The following is a 15,987-nucleotide window of genomic DNA, read 5'->3' on the forward strand; positions in this document are numbered from 1 at the left end:
GACTCGCGAGTCTCGTTGCACGCCTGCGTCTGTGCCGTGGCGTCATGCCGTTGCCGTGGGGGAGTTGTGATGGCGTCGCGGCAGACCCGTCGTCGTGACAAGTCCGGCTTGTCGGAGGAAGGGTGGCTGCTGGCCGGGTTGCTGGTGGTGCTGGGTGCGCTCCTGCTGGTGTGGGTGGCGTGGGTGATCGGGTGCCTGTGGGCAGGTGTGCCGGTCAGCGTGAACCCGTTCGCGGCGCTGGTGGAGGTGGCCGCCGGCCGGCGACGGTGGCCCCCGCAGGCCAGTATCGCCGCGGGTGCGGTCGCGGTCGCGGCGGGCGTGGGGGCCCGGTGGGGCGGGCGCCGGTGGCGGGGCCGGTCACCGCTGGATGCGGCGGCGCGGACGATGCAACCGACGGGCACGCTGACCGGGGTCACCGGCGACGACATGACCGCGCTGGCGGCGCGGCTGCTCGCCGACGCGCCACCGCAGGCGCGGGCACGGGTGGGAGTGTCGTTGGGCCGCACCGTGTCCGGGAATCGCCCGGTGTATCTGAGCTGGGAGATGCCCGCCACGATCGTCAGCGGCACCCGGACGGGGAAGACGATGGCCTGGGCGATTCCCGCGGTTTTGGACGCGCCGGGGCCGGTGCTGTCGACGAGCAACAAACCGGATTTGCTCGTGCATACCCGGCTGGGCCGCGAACGGAAGGGCCGTGTGTGGTTGTGTGATCTGCAGGGGATCACCGGTCGCCCGCAGCTGGGGTTCTGGGTGGACTACTTGGCCCGGGTGACGTCGATGGCCGCCGCCCGGAAGCTGGCGTCGTTCTTCGCGACCGCGTCCAGAGAGCCTGGGGCGCGAGTGGATTCGTATTTCGACGGGGGCGCGGTGGAATTGCTCGCGTTGTACATGCTCGCGGCGGCCCGCGCGGGCGGGGACTTGCTGCATGTGGCGGAATGGCTGGGCCGGGATCAAGATCAGACCCCGCAGTTGATCCTCACGCGTTTCTCCGATATCCGTGCCGCGCAACGTATCACGGAGATGCAGTCGGTCACGGCCCGCCAGCGCGACGGCCTGTTCGACATGGCACGGCGCTTTCTTAACGTTCTGTCGGATCAATCCTATGCGATCGTCGCGACGCCGCCGGCGCGGCGGCGGATCAGCGTGCACGGCGATGCGCGCAGCGGGATCAGCATCGATGTCGACCGTGGTCCGGTGACCCACCAGCTGCCACGGTTCGACCCAGTGGCGTTTGTGACGTCGACGGACAGTTTGTATCCGTTGTCGATGGAGGGCGCCGACAGTGCCGCGCCACTGATGACCGCGCTGGTGGGCCAAGTGCTGGAAGCCGCGCTGGCGGTGGCCCGATCACGCCCGAGTGGCCGGTTGGCGGTGCCGCTGGTGGGGGTGCTGGACGAGGCCGCCAACTGCTGCAAGCTCAGCGAGTTGCCCAACTACTACACCTATGCCGGGGGTCACGGGGTCGTCCTGATGACGTTCCTGCAGGTCTTGGAGCAGGGCCGGCAGATCTGGGGCGAAGAGGGCTTGAACAAGATGTTCGCCCAATCCGTCGAAGCGTACGGCGGCGGGATCGGCGACGTCACCTATCTGAAACGGTGGTCGGACCTCATCGGTTTGCACGATGTGTCCGACCGGTCGGTCAGCTCCGGGCGCGGCGGCAGCGTCACCCGGTCCTGGCGCGCGGAACCGATCCTCGACGCCAGCGAACTGGCGGCGCTGCCGAAAGACCGGGCGATCATCCGGATCCCCGGCAACAAACCCGTCCTGTGTCGCAAGGTCTGGTGGCAGGACACCGAACACGCCGCCGTGATCACCGAATCGCTGCGCCGCTACAGCGGCGCCGACTCGATGGCCTCACATCAGCATCCGGGTGGTCCCGGGCAGGGGACCGCACTGGACCGGATAGATCCAGGCGGGTGGGAGTTGTGAGCGCCCCGGACGAGCCGCCGCCGCCGGAGTTCGAGGTGTTCCACGACTGGGTCCAGGAGTGGCTGACACAGGTGGTGTCGCGGCGGTTGCTGACGGGGAACCGAGAAGGCACCTACACGTGGTGTGCGCAGTGGTGGCGTCACACCGAAGTGTGTTTCCGGCTCGCGGCGATGCATCAGGGCTGGGAAGAAGCACGGGTCAAGGGCGGTTCGGCGATGAGCAGCTGGTGCGTCTACCACCTGGACCCGCAACTGCGCGTGCTGCTCGACGCCGCCAACGGGCCCCTGTGGCGCTGCATCCCCGATCACCACGTCAGCGAACAGACCCTGCCCACCGAACCCGTCCCGGCCGGCTGGTTCGACATCCACGACGACAGCCCGGACCCCGCGCTCGAGCCGACAACCTGGCCCCTCACCGATAGCGAGGAGTGAACCCATGCCTGACAACGACTTCCCGGCCCCGCCACCGGATCCACTGGTTGCCCTCGGCGACCAGCTGGATAGGTATCGGCGGCTGGCCGGTCCGGATCGCCTGCTCGGAGACCGTTTAGGTGACCGTGACGCGCACCGGCTCGAACGCGGCGCGTTCCTGCGAGTGATGGCCGGCCACCATCCACCGCCTGCAGCCCCATCACCGGAGATACTCCCGGATGCACCGGTGCCACCCGGAGTGGCCGACACGGTCGAACCGTACACGGAGGCCGGTCATGAGCTCGACTGAACCGGCCGATCCCGATCGGGGAGAACAGCACTCGGTCCCGGCGGACAACCCACGCGAAGAAGCGATGCGGTCAGCATTCACCGCGTGGTTCGGCATCCAGGAAGCCCTCACCGCGGCCGACGACGCCGGCGAGCGCACGCAGTTGCGCGAACAGGCCGCCGCTGTTGCCGCTGCGTGGGAGACCGGGCCGGACGCGGCCGAGTGGCGGTGGTTACGTGACACCGCCGATGCCTGGCGTGTCGCCCCCGACCGGATGCGGACCCTCACCGATGACGTCCGCCACGACCTGGTCGTCGGGCAATCCACGCACACCCGCGCTCAGTATCGCAGCCTCGACCAAGTGGGCAGACTTCTCGACACCGTCTATGTCCAGCAGACACAGTGGCGCGACGAACATGTGGCACTCGCTGCCCGGCACGGCCGCCTCGACGCGCAACTGCACGCCGCCAACCACCCCGGCCTCGCCGACCGGATCCGCGACGCGAAATCCCGCGCCTGGGACACCATCTGGGGCGACAACACCGACAACTGGTCTCCCACCCGCCGCGCCTGGGAAAACTCCTACGCGATGGACCCGGCCAACCGCGACCAAGAACGCGCAACCTACCTGTCCGCGTACACCACCGAATCACAACGCCTGGCCCGGGCACGCACCACCGGTACGGACGCACCGGTGATGGAAAGGGACCCCGACAGGACGCGTGTCGAACGCCTGCTGACGGCCACCACCGCAGTGCCTTCCGCCTCGACCGCTGCGCCGAACGTCGAGCCGGATCCCGCGGCCACGACGGCACTCGACACATATCCCGCCTACCGTGAGACCGGTCATGACCTCGGCTGACACCATGCCGCAGGGCATCACGACACGCGGTGACAATCACTGGCACGCTCCATGAGTCCCAGCCCGGAGGCCAGCGACGACGTCCCTGGGCCGATCGTGCACGAGGATCCGCGCATGGTCGACCGCACCCGCTACCGCGTCGTGATCGGCGAGGTCGGCCAGTTCGACCGCGCCATCCGCACCGGCGGTGTCCTGCGGGTGGCCGGGACGAACTCCCTGCCTGCCGCGTACGCGTGGATCTCCGACCGGCTGGCCGAGTACGCGGACGCCCGGGCCACCGATCGCAGCGCGTGGGGTGCACGGGTGACCGTCCTCGATATCGACCACGACCTCGGCACCGTGACGGTGCTGTCGTCGCTGCACGGCTACCCAGAACAGTTGCGCGACCGCGCAACAGCGCTCACGTCCGGTCATGCGCCCAGCGACATGGACACGGCCGATTTGCATCGACCGTATCGGGCCCGCTTCTACAACGCCTTCGACAGCGTGACATTGCAGTCACCGGCATTCGCCACCGAGGCCGCAGCACGGCTATGGCTTGACAACCGCGCCGAAGCACATTTGTCCGATCCTGTCGAAGCGACGATCACCCGCCTGGACCCCACCAGCGGCTGGCCTCGGCCGGTTACGGAACTGGGCAGCGACGGCCTGGTATTCGGCGCGATGGTCAGTAACGATCTGAACTACCTGACACAGGCCGACGATGCCTTCTTCGAGGCGCTCACACGGCAGGGCGTGCACACCGGCACGTCCTTCAGTGGTCGCAGCCAGCATTCCGCACGCGAACTGTTCCTCGCCACGCTCTACCGGGACCGGCTGGCACATCACGACCCGACAGCCGCCTCACAGCTTGCTCAGGAGCGCGGGGGCGCCGGTGCACGAGAATTCCCGCTCCTGGACACCTACCGTATGGCCGATCCACACGTTGCCGCGCCGAGCTGGGTGGACGCACTGGTACACCGTGCCGACGATGAGCGGGATCGAACTCTGGCGTCGAGCCACCGGATCATGTTCGCCGACGCCAACGACCCGTCACGCTTGATCGAGGTGAGATGGCAGCCCGAGCAACCCGGGGCATCCAGGCAAGGGTGGTATGCCACGGAATCGGTCGACACACCGGACGGGCCCCGCTTCGTGGTAGCACTGGGCCGTCGGGACACCAGCATCGCCTTGCTCAACATGCTCGAACGCCCGATGATCGGATTCGACACCATCCAGCCGACCTCTCGCACCGCGATCGCGATCCCCCGCGACCGGTGGCACGAGATCTTCCAGATCGGCATGCAGCACAGCCACGTCATCGCCGCTGCCACGGTTGTCGCCCGGCAAGCCGATACCCTCCGAAAACCGGTGGGCACCACCGCAACCGCCCCTGATGACCACAACATCAATCGCGTTGCCAGCACCGAACCGGCGTTCGACCTCTGGCGGGACGGCCTGTTCCCAGGAATGCGCGTCAGCGACGCAGAGCGCCAGCGCATCACAGATCTCCTCGGTGCCGCGCGCAGCAACCACCCTCGCGGCCTTGACAACGACTCCGCTGCGGGCACGAGTGCCCACGCAGAGGACGCGGCGATCGACACCACTAGCCAGCGCCCCGCCGGAACGGAGTACGACATTGACTGATCTTCGAATCCTTGCAGGGATAAGTCCGGGTCGTTGCGACAACCCGGACAGGAAGCCTCTCACCTTCTCACGATCCAACAGCACCGTACTGCGTGCTCTTCCTGGTGACTGCGTCGAACCCGCGCGAGCCAAGATCATCGGCTCGGCCCGGTCCCGCGTGAAGAGTCGAACGCCTTCACGCGGTCGTGTCCTTCTCCGAGACCGAGAAAATGTTGCTCACCTCCTGGCCGCAGTTCGACGATATCAGCAGTGCCGCAACAACATACGAAGGAAAGGATAGTTCTCATGATTGAGTTCGACTGTCTCAGCACGCATTCGCCGAGAGCTCGCTGGCGACACGTCATCGAGAACGCCGTAATCAGAACGAGCGACCGCGCCCGGTCAGATCGAATGTCGACGGCCACGGCGCCGGGGCGGTGACGGTCGTGCTCAGCACACAAAATCGCTTCCGCGTGGCTGCGGAGGTGGACGCCGCGGCGGTGGCGGTCTCAGCGGCGGTGCTGGTCGGCACGCCACGCGATATCGCCTCCGCGCGGTCGCGACTTCAGCGTGCCGAACGAGCCGCGACAGCGAGCGAGGCAGACAACTCCACCGAATTGCCTCCAGGGCAACCGATCCTGTGGATCAACACGTTCGCGGCGAACTCCGGCGAACCGATCGGAATCCTGGAGGGCCGAATCGTCGCGGAGACCGTCCCGCTGAGCTTGCTGACCGGCCGCCTCGAACGGCGCTATCTCGCGATGATCGAGGCGCCGTGGGGTGGCGAAGCCGAACATCTGATCCGCGAAGAAGACGTCATCGCGGTACCGGATCATCCGCCCCGCCTAGAAACACAAGCGGGGCACACCAAAGGCACCAACATTGCGGACCTGATTGCGACCGCGTTCACAGACACCGGGCCCGTTCCCGGGACCGCCGACACCGGCAGACCGCCCCCGCAGGCAGGACCGAACCCTGACTACGGACTCGACTTATGAGGTTACGGAGTCGACTTGTGAACTCGATCGGGATCCCTGAGCGCCGTGGTTCACGGTTACCGGATCCACCCGCGGCGAGACAGCAGTGGTGGCGATGAGTAAGCCGAGCCGGATCCAATTGAAGCTGCTCAAAGCGATCGGTACCCAGGCCCAGTCCGTATTCACCGATACCCGAACCACGCAGGAAGCAGACCGGGAGGGCCGACCGCTGCCGGTGGGGTGGTACGAGGACGTGCGGCGCCGCGGTGAACTGCGAGGAGCGCTCGACAACGCAGCGGCGGCCGGCGCTGTGCCACCGGAATGGATCGATCAGGTGCGTACCCGGGGCGAGCTGGGCATGGCATGGCGGCACGACCTGCATTGGCGCGAGCCTGCACCGATCGACCGGGCCGCGCTGGTCTCGCAGCTGGGATCGGATGTGCTCGGTGTGCTCGGGATGGCCGCGGTCGGCGCCGCCTACGGTGAGCGGGGCGCACGCAGCGAGGTCGGCACCGCGCGACTGTTCGACACCAAGCTCAGACTGCTCGGTGAGCGGGTGCGAGCATTATCGACCCTGCTGGCAGTGACCGCGCAGGAAGCCGCGCCGTGGCACGAGGATCGGCTGCTCTCCGCGGTGGCCCGAACTGTGAGTCACGCCGGCCCGGACGAGGTCGCCACGTGGTGGCGTTCCTACGCGAGTGCTGATCGGGGGTCGTACGAAGGGCAGGCGCGCGCCCTGGCACATGCCGGCATCACCGCCGCCGATGCCGCACCTACGCTGCCGCCGCCGGAGCAGATTGTCGCGCGGATGCACGATCTCCTCACCGCCGGCCCCGGCCCGGACCGCCACCACAGCGCAGCCCCGAAACAGATCGCGGTCATCGTCGGGACGGCTTTCCCCTATGACGCCCGCCCACAGTCACGCGTCCCGGACGCTCCGGACAGTCTGCTTCCCTCGCACGCCGGAGCACAGCCGATATCGGACCGAGAGGCCGGACTGTGAGCAGCATCGACAACCTCGCCCCGACCCGATCCGTTCGCGACGACCGGGGAACATCGCACGCCGCGCTTTACCGATCGTGGTCAGCGCACACTCGACGTCGTACTGAACCGACCGCGCACCCCAATATCTGGTGTTCTTCACCGAGCCGGGGGCATCGGATTTCCCGCCATGTCGGCATTTACGTCAGCGGCAACAACTCGGGAAATGACCTGATTCTCAACGCGCCGGATTACAGGCAAAAAGTCAAGGTCGAACCGCTCACCGACTGGAAGGGCGAGCGCTGGGGCTTCCGACGATTCGGAACCACCACACCACCAGCGAGTGCGGACCCCTCTACCTGAATCCCGCAGATTCCTCATCGGAGAGGACTCCGCCGGTCACGCCATCGGCCGCACGGGCCTTTCGATGCGCGCGAGCGGTCGACAGCGGATCCGGGCGATCGAACTGCGGCCCGCGGGCGGCAGTGGGGGTCGTGTTCGACCACACCAGGCCCCCTCACGAGTCGGCCACCCCGCAATCATCCAGGGCAGCGAGCCAGCTGGCAAAACAGTCCGAGTACCAACAAAATTGCCGGCTGTGGCACATGCCCGCGATCGGGATGCAAGCCGCGACATGCCGAATGCGACCGATCCGGCCCGACCGGATACCGATACACCCGCCGGGCCGGGACCTGCACTGGGCTGTGACACACCGGAGGTAGTCGGTGCCCGGAGTGACACCGGGCGGGCTTGGAATGAACAGCGCTGATGCTTGGCCCACAGCGATGACCCTCCTGCCGATCCGGCACCGTTGATGCGCAACCATTTTCTCGGACGCGCAGGAAACGTGCCGAACAGCATTCGGCCCGCGTCGCGATTGTCCGTTGACGTTGACCCGCGAGTGTTCACCGGGATTTCCCGGCACGGCATCGAACAGCACTGCGAAATAAACGGTGCTGCGGGTGGCGGTGCTCGTTTTGTAAATCACCACTGGCAGTGGGACCACAAACGGTGGTGGCGAAACCCCTGGACGGGCAGTCTCTTTCGGCGTTCTCATAGAGGGGGCAAGCAATTTCTGCCCAGGAAGGGAAGGGCAATAATGCCCGATTTCGGAGCCATTCTGAATTCTGGATCGGCGATCCTGGACGACGTTCTCGGACTGGCCGACTTGGTGTCGCTTCTGTTCGGTTGGATCTGTCCGGACTTCGGTGAGGCCTCTTGTCCGCGGTAACGGTCAGGAGGGCGACGAACTCGGCACGGTTGGCGCCGCGACGAGCTTGCTTTCATTCATCGTTCTTTCACTCAGCGAAGAAGGTGACTCTGCACATGGTTTCCACGTTAGACGACCGCGCGCGCGTGTGGTGCGGCCAGACGACGGACGACGGGGACGAACCGCGCCGTGCCCGGCCACGCGGGTTCGGCTCGCCACCGATCTTTTTCACTTGGTGCACGCGGTGCGCGCACCGCAGTTACAGTGCCCGCCGTGACGCCCGGCGCGTACGCCGCCTCCACGGCAGCCGTCACGGCTTGTCGGCGTTCCGTTGCCCGTTCGACTCACGACGGTGGCATCTCGGGCATCGTCCCGAAGAGCTGTCCCACGGTGCCATCGACCGTCCCGGACTGGCCGAGAGCAAACGTGCCAGAGCCGGCGCGCCAAGCGCCTGCGAGGCAGGCGTCCCGCCCGCAGTGTCGAACAGTTTCCCTGCCGCACAGCAATATTCGCGCAGGAATCTGTCGGGGCGGCAGCCGTGAGTGGCGAGAACAAGGACGAGTGGAGCGTCGCGGCGCGCGCGGTGCGAGACGGTGCGGCCGAGCTGCGCGGCCTGCGTACCTACACCGATTACTACCGGTGGGCCGAAACCCACGGCTTGGCAACACGCAGCCTGTTCCGCAAATTCAGGGCCGAGCTTCTGCGTCAGCTCGACATCGACTACGACCTGCTTCGTGTGCGCGCGGCCGGCCAGCGGGCAGAAACCGCGGCCGAGGCGGCGCGCGAGGGGCCGCACATCATGCTGTCGGCCGCAGGCTATGGCGAGGAGGATCGGTACGCGGTATGCGGCCCGGACGGGGCGCCGGTGTGGCACGGGCACTTCCATATCGCTGATCGCGACCATCCGCGTGGTGACCAGCAGGCAGCGGACCTCGGTGCAGCCAAGAAAGCGGTGTGGCTGGCCGGCAGGACACGCGCCGCAGTCGATGCGGACGCCGCGACGCTGCACCTGACGTTGAGCCGCGAGAACGTGGAATCCGCTGCGCTGCAACGCAGCTGCGCCGACGCCTTGGTCGTGCTGGACTTGAGTGTCGCGGCGGACAACGCGGCCGAGGACTGGAGCCGCCGCAGCGGTTTCCGCCACTGGGACGCCGATGAGCTGGCAGCGCTGATCATCCCGGACGGACGAGTCCGATGACCATCGCGACCGCGGCGACGAAATCGACGGTAGCGGCCCTGATCTGTGTTCTGTCCACCGACGTGACCGCGTGCGGTGTCCACCACAGCAACCCGCCTGGCCCGACATCGGGCTGCGGCCCCGGGACCTTCCCGGTCCCGTATGCGCGGATCGACTCCTGCTCGGCGCCAGCGGTATTGCTCGCGGCAGCGAACGCGGTGTTCAGCGCGCGCCCGTCCGAGCAGAGCCCGCGGGACGCAGTCCAGTCCGCGGCGGCGCTCGTCGCACCCGGATACCTTCGGGCACTGGAAGATGCGGCAGCAATACTGTGGCCGGTCACCGGCGCGACATGGGCGCAGTGGGCGACCGCGGATGTACGGGTGCGGGGCCGGGCCCGGATCAGCGCCGACGATCACCCGGCCGACACCGCGTCCTCGATCAGTCGCGTTCTGGTGATCGCTGAGGATCTGAGCACTGGCGCGGGCCCGGCCCCGTTCCCGGTGCACATGCAGGCGGCCCGGACCGGCCCCGGCGGATCGTGGTTGGTCGACATGGTCGAGGTGCCAGCGTGAGCGCCCCCGAGGGCGACGACCCGGGCCGGGAATTCCTCGTGTACCTGCACACCGTGACCACGCAGGTCACCGCGAGCGCGATGCGCACCCGCGCCGATCGCGAGCGGCGAGATCGGGAACGTCGGGAAAGCGTACGGAACAGAGTGTTCGACCAGTCTCGTGCCCGGCGCGATGCCCGTTACGAGGCCGATGCCGCACGACGCGCCCGCGAGCACGACGCGCGGATGAGTCTGCACCACGCGCGGTTACAGGAAGCCCGTGAGCGCCTGCGATCGGTGCAGCAGGCACGTACGTTCGCGACCGGCGCGGCCCAGACACAGCAGTTCCAGCACACCTTCGACGAACTGATGGGCAGCTTCGCCGCCGCGGTCGCCACCGGTGATCTGAGCCCGGAACACGCCGAGCGGGCCAGGCTGCTGGGCGAGCAGTTACGCGAAAAGACCGGCCTGGACCCCGAGCAGGTAATCGCCGACGCCCGCAAACGCGCCCAGGACAGGCCCGGCTGGATCGACTCGGGGCACGAGGTCACCGCCGAGCTGGCCGACAGGCTGGTTGCTATGCACCTCGACGGCGTCAGCCCCGAGGCGGCGCCGCCGACCGAAACCGAGAACAGCACCGAAACCGCCGACCGCATCGACCAGCCCCGCGTGGGACACCCCCCGCCAGAGCCGGACACCGCCCCGGCGCCCACGCCGTCCGAACGAACCACCGAGCCGAGCGGAGCCCGGCAGGCCCAGGCCGCCCCGGTGTCGCGCACAGGTCGCGACCAGGCCGGCTCACGGACGGCAACGGGCACAAGCAGCAATCGTCGGCTCGCCGAACTGCGTGTGAATTCCAGCTTCTGGCGGCAACTGCTGCGGCCCCGCAACGGACCGGCACCGAAGCGCACGACGAAATTCGTTCCCCCCGAGAGGGTCTCGGAGTTGATGTCCGCCGATCAGGCCCGGGCGGTACCCTCTCTCGAAGCGGCTACCGGTTCGGCCGAGTCCGGTTCGACGATCTTGTCGGTCTCCACGGAGGACGGCGCCGAGATCACCGAGCACATCGAGCAGGCGCGGGTGGGTGAACCACCGCTCTCGTCCCAGAACGGACCGGTATTCGTGCCGTCCGAACGGGTCGACGAGCCGGTCCTGGCCACCCAACTCGCCGTCGCGTCCCATAGAGACACCGGACACGGGGCCGCGCTATGACCCGCTCTCAGCACAGCGGCGGCCCGAACCAGCGCGCCGTAGCCCCGGGCGGACGGCGGGAGATTCCGCTGGAAATGCTCGTGTTCACTTGCTGTGCAACATTTCTGGGGTCTCCAGACAGCGCGACCGCGACCCCGGTGCACTCCGCGCTCGCCACGCGGTTCCCGGTGGCGAGCGCGAACCCGATTGTCCCCCGGATCGGCACCCGCCGATGCCCGGGAGTATCGGCCGGCCCGTGGAGTTCCTGGCCACGCTGCACCATCTGTGCCTGGTCAGCGCGGTGGTCGCCGTGACCGGTGCCGCAGTCTCGGCCGCGATGGTCATTGCCGCCCGCCGGCCCGGCCACGGCACGACCGGGCCCGGCACATGACCTGGATTCAGCGCTTGTGGCGCATGCCCGTCCGGGGGCCGGTGACCAGCGCGACGCCTCCACCGCTGTGGGCGTATCGGCTCGCCATTGCGGTGGGCGACCTGCGTGCTGCGTGGGGTCGCCACCTCCTGAAACGAACATTTCCGACCCGGAAGGGTTCTCAATGAACACCACCCCCTCGGCCGGCCTCGGCACAGCGGACACCATCGAGCGCCTGGTTCGTTCGTGGCTGGCCGCAGAGGCGGACGCGCTGTGGATCGTGCCTGGCCGAAATCTGCTGCTCAAGCACCCCAACGACATTCGCGCGGTACTGACCGATCCGGCCTTTACCAAAGAGACCGGAGCCAACCGGTACTTCCGGAGCAACGTCGCGGACGGGATACTGACCGCGCCGCTGCCACGTCATCGCAGCGAGCGACAGTTGCTGCACGCGGCCCTGCGCGACCCGCTGCGTCTGGAACAGGTTGCCACCGAACATATTACGGCTCTGATCGCGAGGTTTCAGCGGCACGCGACACGCGGGGAGCGGGTGGATCTGACCGCCGCGATGAGCGAGTGGACACTCGGTGTGATCGCCGAGGTCCTGCTCGGGTGGACCGAGATCGACGTGCTGGCGACCGAGATGCGTGCGGCGATGACGGTACTGGACGCCAGCGGTGTGATGCTGCCGCCTCCCGAGCAGCTGGCCCCGGTCCGTGACCGCCTGCTGCACGTCATCGCGGACATGATCGATCGCCAGCCGCCGGCCCAACGCGGCCCGGCACTCGAAGCCCTGTTCGGGGCAGGCTACCGGCGGGACGCGATAGCCGCTCAGGTCTTTACGTTGCTGTTGGCCGGGCACGAGACGACGGCGAACAGCTTGGCGTGGACGTGGATCTGCCTGATGCGCCCCCCCAGGTGTACACGCAGTGGCAACTACGGATTCGCGCGACACCGCGGCTGGCCCGCGCACGCACCGGGACCGTCACCCGCGAAGGGCTGCGGCTGCACCCGTCGAGTTGGGTGATCGGACGCAAGGCCGACATCGACACCCGCTGCGGCGGCATCGAGATACCGGCCGGGTGCACGGTCACGATCAGCCCGTACATCACCCATCGGCATCCAGCGTTCTGGGGCCCTGATCCCGACGCGTTCCGGCCCGAGAGACACGAGCAGAGATCCGCTTCCCGGGGCGCGTGGCTGCCGTTCGGCGTGGGGCCACGGATGTGTTTGGGGCTGGGCTACGCGCTGGCCGAGATGGATATCGCCCTGTCCGAGTTGGGACAGCGATTCACCTTCCACAGCCACGACGCCGAGAGTGCTTCGCCGCGATGGCGTTTCACCCTCGGGGCGCCCCCGATGCCGGTGGACATCGAGCCCCTGGGACACCGCCGGTGACCGCGAGGCTCGGTCCCGACCCCCGCAGCGCGCGACCGGCACCACCCGCCGGTCGATATTCGATCGCGCGACACGCCGCACCAAACACCAACTCTCACAATGTCATCCATCACCGATGAAAAGGGCTCAGTGGCTGGTTGCTGTGAACCACCGGACTCAACTCAGGCTGACACGTAGGGAGTGCGGGAACCGGCTTCGGTGCCAGAACTCAGGGGCATAGTTGGCGGTAGGTTGTGCCGCCTTCGACGTTCTTGTCCCATTCGGTTCGTGTGAATTGCGCTTGCGCCCAGGCACACAGGTCCGCTCCTGGATCCACCAGGAATTCGACATTCCATCGTTGGACTGTGGCGTCATCGCTGGTGATGGCAAGGGTGCGGCCGTCGCGGCTGAACGCCAGCGACGATACGTTGCTCGTGTTGTTGGTGAGGGGCCCGCCGAGTTGCCGTCGCCCGGCGACGTCCCACAACCTCACGGTGCTGTCGGTGCTGTCGGCACTGATCGTGTTCTCGGTGACGAGCGTCCGGCCGTCGGCGCTGAACGCCAGCGAGAGCACAGGGCGGGTGCCGGTCGAAATGGTGCTGTGGTTGTGCTGGTCTCCGGTGATACTCAGCAGCTGGACAGTTCCGGTGTTGTCGCCGACTGCCAAGGTGTGGCCGTCTGTGCTGAATGCCAGGGAGTACACGGGACCGGGGAAGGTGAGCGGCGGGACAGGCCGAGTACGAGTGGCGATGTCCCACAGCTGGACGGAACCATCCTTGCCGATGGCGAGGGTCCGGCTGTCGGCGCTGAACGCCAGCGACAGCACCTCGGATTTGTCGATAGTGAAGGAGTCGCCGAGCTGCCGATGCCCTGGGACGTCCCATAATCGGACAACACCGTAGACGTCGCAGGTGGCCAGATTCTCACCGTCAGGGCTGAATACCATGAAGCGGACATCGGTGGTGAGCGAGTCACCGAGCTGCCGCTGCCCGGCGAGGTCCCACAATCGCACAGTATCGGCGGCGTCGGTCGTGGCAACCATGCCGGTAGCCAAGCTGAACGCCAACGATCGCATGGCAGGTCCGGGGACCGTGTCGGCAGAGAGGCGATGTCCGGCGATACTCAGCAGTTGGACAGTCCCGGCCTCCTCGCCCGCAGCGAGGATGCGGCCGTCGGGACTGAACGCCAGCGAATCCACGGGCCCGGTGCTGGCGACGGGATCGCCGAGAGGCCGGCGGTTGGCGGTATCCCATATCTGGGTGGTGGCTGGCCCGCCGGTGGCGAGGGTGCGACCGTCGGGACTCATAGCCAGCGTCAATTGCTTGGCGCTGGCGAAAGGATCGCCGAGAGGCCGATGCCCGGCAACATCCCATAGCTGGACGGCATGCCCGTCGTTGATAGCGAGGCTTGCGGCGAGGATCCGTCCGTCGGCGCTGAACGCTAGGGAATCAGCCAAGAAACGAGTGCCGTTGGTAAGAGGGTCGCCGAGCCGCTGCTGATCGCCGACGTCCCACAGCTGGATGTCCTCCGCGCCGACAGCGAGAGCCCGCCCGTCGGGACTGAACGCTAGCGAGAATATGTGCCGGGTACCAATGGGGATGCCGCCGAGCGGTCGATGCCCGGCGACATCCCACAGCTCGATAGTGACGTCGTTGCTGTCGAAGGCCAGGGTCTGGCCGTCTGGACTCAACGCAAGTACGAACGCGGTATGGTCAGGGGCACTTAGCTGCTGATACGTGGTGAGGTCCCACAGCTGGATGGTGTGGCCGTTGCTGATTGCGAAGGTGCGGCGGTCACTGCTGAACGCGTACAGGACCCGGTCCTTATCAGTCTTGTAGTCGAGATCGGTGGACAAGCTTCCGATTTCGCGGCGAGTGGTGATGTCCCACTGTTCTGCGCCGGTGGCGCCAGCGGTAGTCAGAGTTCGGCTGTCCGGGCTGAATGCCAGTGCTTCAACAGGTTTGGTGCGGTTTGCAAGCTCGGCCAGATGGATGTCGTGCGCAGCCTTGATGGCCGCGGTCCGGGCCTCGGGTAGTCCACTGATCCGCCAGGCGGTCAGAGCATCGAATCTCGAAGTGAACGGGTCGCTGTCGGCGAGCAGTGCACTTTGGCTGATCAGCTGGCGTGCTTCGGCGAGATCGCGCTGGCGGGTGGCGTCGGTGCCGGTCCGGACGGCCACGAGGGTTGCCGCGGTCAGCCCGATCACCAAAGCGAGCAAGGCGACGAGGACGGCCCGGCGCTGCCTTGTCCGCCGCCGAGCGGCGGCGGAAGCGGCAACGAGGAATTCCCGCTCGGGCTCTCCGAGTGTCGGGTATCGTCCAGAATCCGCCGCGGCGTGGTCGGCGGCGGTAGTGGCGGTGTCGAGTACGCTGCCGGTGTACAGGTAGGCGGGGTCGCGGCCGTGCTGGTCCCATTCGGCCGCGACGGTCCGCAACCGCGTCAGCAGCACACGGGTGTCGTGGGTTTCGGCCAGCCACACGTCCCGCAGCAGCGGCCACGCGCGCAGCACGATCTCGTGGGAGACCTCCACCGTCTCGGACCCGAGTGTCAGCAGCCGTTCGGCGGCGAACGCGTCGAGCACCGCGTCCACTTCGGCGGGCCAAGCCGTGGTCGTGTACAACGAGGTCCGCGCGACCCGGTCGGCGGTGTCGGCGCCATCGGGGCCGGTGACGGCCAGCCGCGTGAACACCTGCCGCGCCACCAGTCGGCGAAACGCGGGAAGGTTGTCGTAGACACGTTGCGCACTGGTGGCGACCGCGCCGGCGATCCCGCCGGTGCGTTCGTAGTCGGCGACGGTGAGCGTGTCGCTGGTGCGGATACGCCACGCGGTGTCCAGGGCATGTGACAGCAGCGGCAGCACCCCGGCGACGGTCACTGTCGCAGTGGTGGCGGTTTCGATGGTTCCTCGTGCGTGGGTGTGGATTTCGCGGAGCAGCCGGTCGCGCAGATCGTCGTCGACGCGGGACCCGGCCTTCTTCGCCGGCTCGCAGATCGCCATCACCAGCTGCTCGTCGGTCATCCCCGACACCCGAAATCGGTGCTGCACCGGCTCGGCTAGT

General features: G+C 67.5%; 15 protein-coding genes. 14 read left to right on the forward strand and 1 reads right to left on the reverse strand.

Translation table 11 applies throughout. From position 1 onward, the window contains the following. The first annotated feature begins 69 nt into the window (after nucleotides 1-69). The 14 genes from LBW94_RS39405 to LBW94_RS39470 all read left to right on the forward strand — a co-directional run bounded on the left by LBW94_RS39405 (nucleotide 70) and on the right by LBW94_RS39470 (nucleotide 12,949). A complete protein-coding gene (locus LBW94_RS39405) occupies nucleotides 70-1,929 on the forward strand; it encodes a type IV secretory system conjugative DNA transfer family protein (RefSeq protein ID WP_225062515.1) in 1,860 nt (619 codons plus the stop codon). Beyond that, nucleotides 1,926-2,360 (forward strand): DUF4913 domain-containing protein, encoded by a 435-nt coding sequence (locus LBW94_RS39410; RefSeq protein ID WP_225062514.1) that lies wholly within the window; start codon nucleotides 1,926-1,928, stop codon nucleotides 2,358-2,360. Before LBW94_RS39405 ends, LBW94_RS39410 begins: the two co-directional genes overlap by 4 nt. 4 nt (nucleotides 2,361-2,364) lie before the next feature. Then, the gene (locus tag LBW94_RS39415; protein ID WP_225062513.1) at nucleotides 2,365-2,649 is read left to right on the forward strand and encodes a hypothetical protein; all 285 of its coding nucleotides are present in this window, start codon (nucleotides 2,365-2,367) and stop codon (nucleotides 2,647-2,649) included. Beyond that, nucleotides 2,636-3,490 carry a hypothetical protein gene (locus LBW94_RS39420; RefSeq protein WP_225062512.1) on the forward strand — a complete coding sequence of 285 codons (855 nt, stop codon included), beginning with the start codon at nucleotides 2,636-2,638 and terminating at the stop codon, nucleotides 3,488-3,490. The genes LBW94_RS39415 and LBW94_RS39420 overlap by 14 nt, the downstream gene beginning before the upstream one ends. A gap of 114 nt (nucleotides 3,491-3,604) precedes the next feature. Continuing rightward, nucleotides 3,605-5,116 carry a hypothetical protein gene (locus LBW94_RS39425; protein ID WP_225062511.1) on the forward strand — a complete coding sequence of 504 codons (1,512 nt, stop codon included), beginning with the start codon at nucleotides 3,605-3,607 and terminating at the stop codon, nucleotides 5,114-5,116. Nucleotides 5,117-5,532: 416 nt separating this feature from the next. After that, on the forward strand, nucleotides 5,533-6,093 hold the full coding sequence (locus tag LBW94_RS39430) for a hypothetical protein (RefSeq protein ID WP_225062510.1): 561 nt from the start codon (nucleotides 5,533-5,535) through the stop codon (nucleotides 6,091-6,093). A gap of 94 nt (nucleotides 6,094-6,187) precedes the next feature. After that, nucleotides 6,188-7,075 carry a hypothetical protein gene (locus LBW94_RS39435; protein WP_225062509.1) on the forward strand — a complete coding sequence of 296 codons (888 nt, stop codon included), beginning with the start codon at nucleotides 6,188-6,190 and terminating at the stop codon, nucleotides 7,073-7,075. After that, complete coding sequence (locus LBW94_RS39440; protein WP_225062508.1) at nucleotides 7,072-7,416, forward strand: hypothetical protein; 345 nt, start codon at nucleotides 7,072-7,074, stop codon at nucleotides 7,414-7,416. Before LBW94_RS39435 ends, LBW94_RS39440 begins: the two co-directional genes overlap by 4 nt. Nucleotides 7,417-8,801: 1,385 nt before the next feature. Then, complete coding sequence (locus LBW94_RS39445) at nucleotides 8,802-9,461, forward strand: hypothetical protein (protein WP_225062507.1); 660 nt, start codon at nucleotides 8,802-8,804, stop codon at nucleotides 9,459-9,461. Further along, complete coding sequence (locus tag LBW94_RS39450) at nucleotides 9,458-10,012, forward strand: hypothetical protein (RefSeq protein ID WP_225062506.1); 555 nt, start codon at nucleotides 9,458-9,460, stop codon at nucleotides 10,010-10,012. Before LBW94_RS39445 ends, LBW94_RS39450 begins: the two co-directional genes overlap by 4 nt. Continuing rightward, nucleotides 10,009-11,202 (forward strand): hypothetical protein, encoded by a 1,194-nt coding sequence (locus tag LBW94_RS39455; RefSeq protein WP_225062505.1) that lies wholly within the window; start codon nucleotides 10,009-10,011, stop codon nucleotides 11,200-11,202. Before LBW94_RS39450 ends, LBW94_RS39455 begins: the two co-directional genes overlap by 4 nt. Before the next feature lie 211 nt (nucleotides 11,203-11,413). Beyond that, nucleotides 11,414-11,572, forward strand: coding sequence for a hypothetical protein (locus LBW94_RS39460; protein ID WP_225062504.1), 159 nt, complete (start codon nucleotides 11,414-11,416; stop codon nucleotides 11,570-11,572). Nucleotides 11,573-11,735: 163 nt separating this feature from the next. Beyond that, nucleotides 11,736-12,578 (forward strand): cytochrome P450, encoded by an 843-nt coding sequence (locus LBW94_RS39465; protein WP_225062503.1) that lies wholly within the window; start codon nucleotides 11,736-11,738, stop codon nucleotides 12,576-12,578. Further along, nucleotides 12,575-12,949, forward strand: coding sequence for a cytochrome P450 (locus tag LBW94_RS39470; RefSeq protein ID WP_225062502.1), 375 nt, complete (start codon nucleotides 12,575-12,577; stop codon nucleotides 12,947-12,949). Before LBW94_RS39465 ends, LBW94_RS39470 begins: the two co-directional genes overlap by 4 nt. Nucleotides 12,950-13,157: 208 nt before the next feature. Here LBW94_RS39470 and LBW94_RS39475 read toward each other — a convergent pair whose 3' ends face one another. Further along, the gene (locus LBW94_RS39475; protein WP_323138042.1) at nucleotides 13,158-15,947 is read right to left on the reverse strand and encodes a WD40 repeat domain-containing protein; all 2,790 of its coding nucleotides are present in this window, start codon (nucleotides 15,945-15,947) and stop codon (nucleotides 13,158-13,160) included. Between the last annotated feature and the right edge of the window lie 40 nt (nucleotides 15,948-15,987).

Source organism: Nocardia sp. alder85J, from assembly GCF_020176955.2.
GTDB lineage: Bacteria > Actinomycetota > Actinomycetes > Mycobacteriales > Mycobacteriaceae > Nocardia.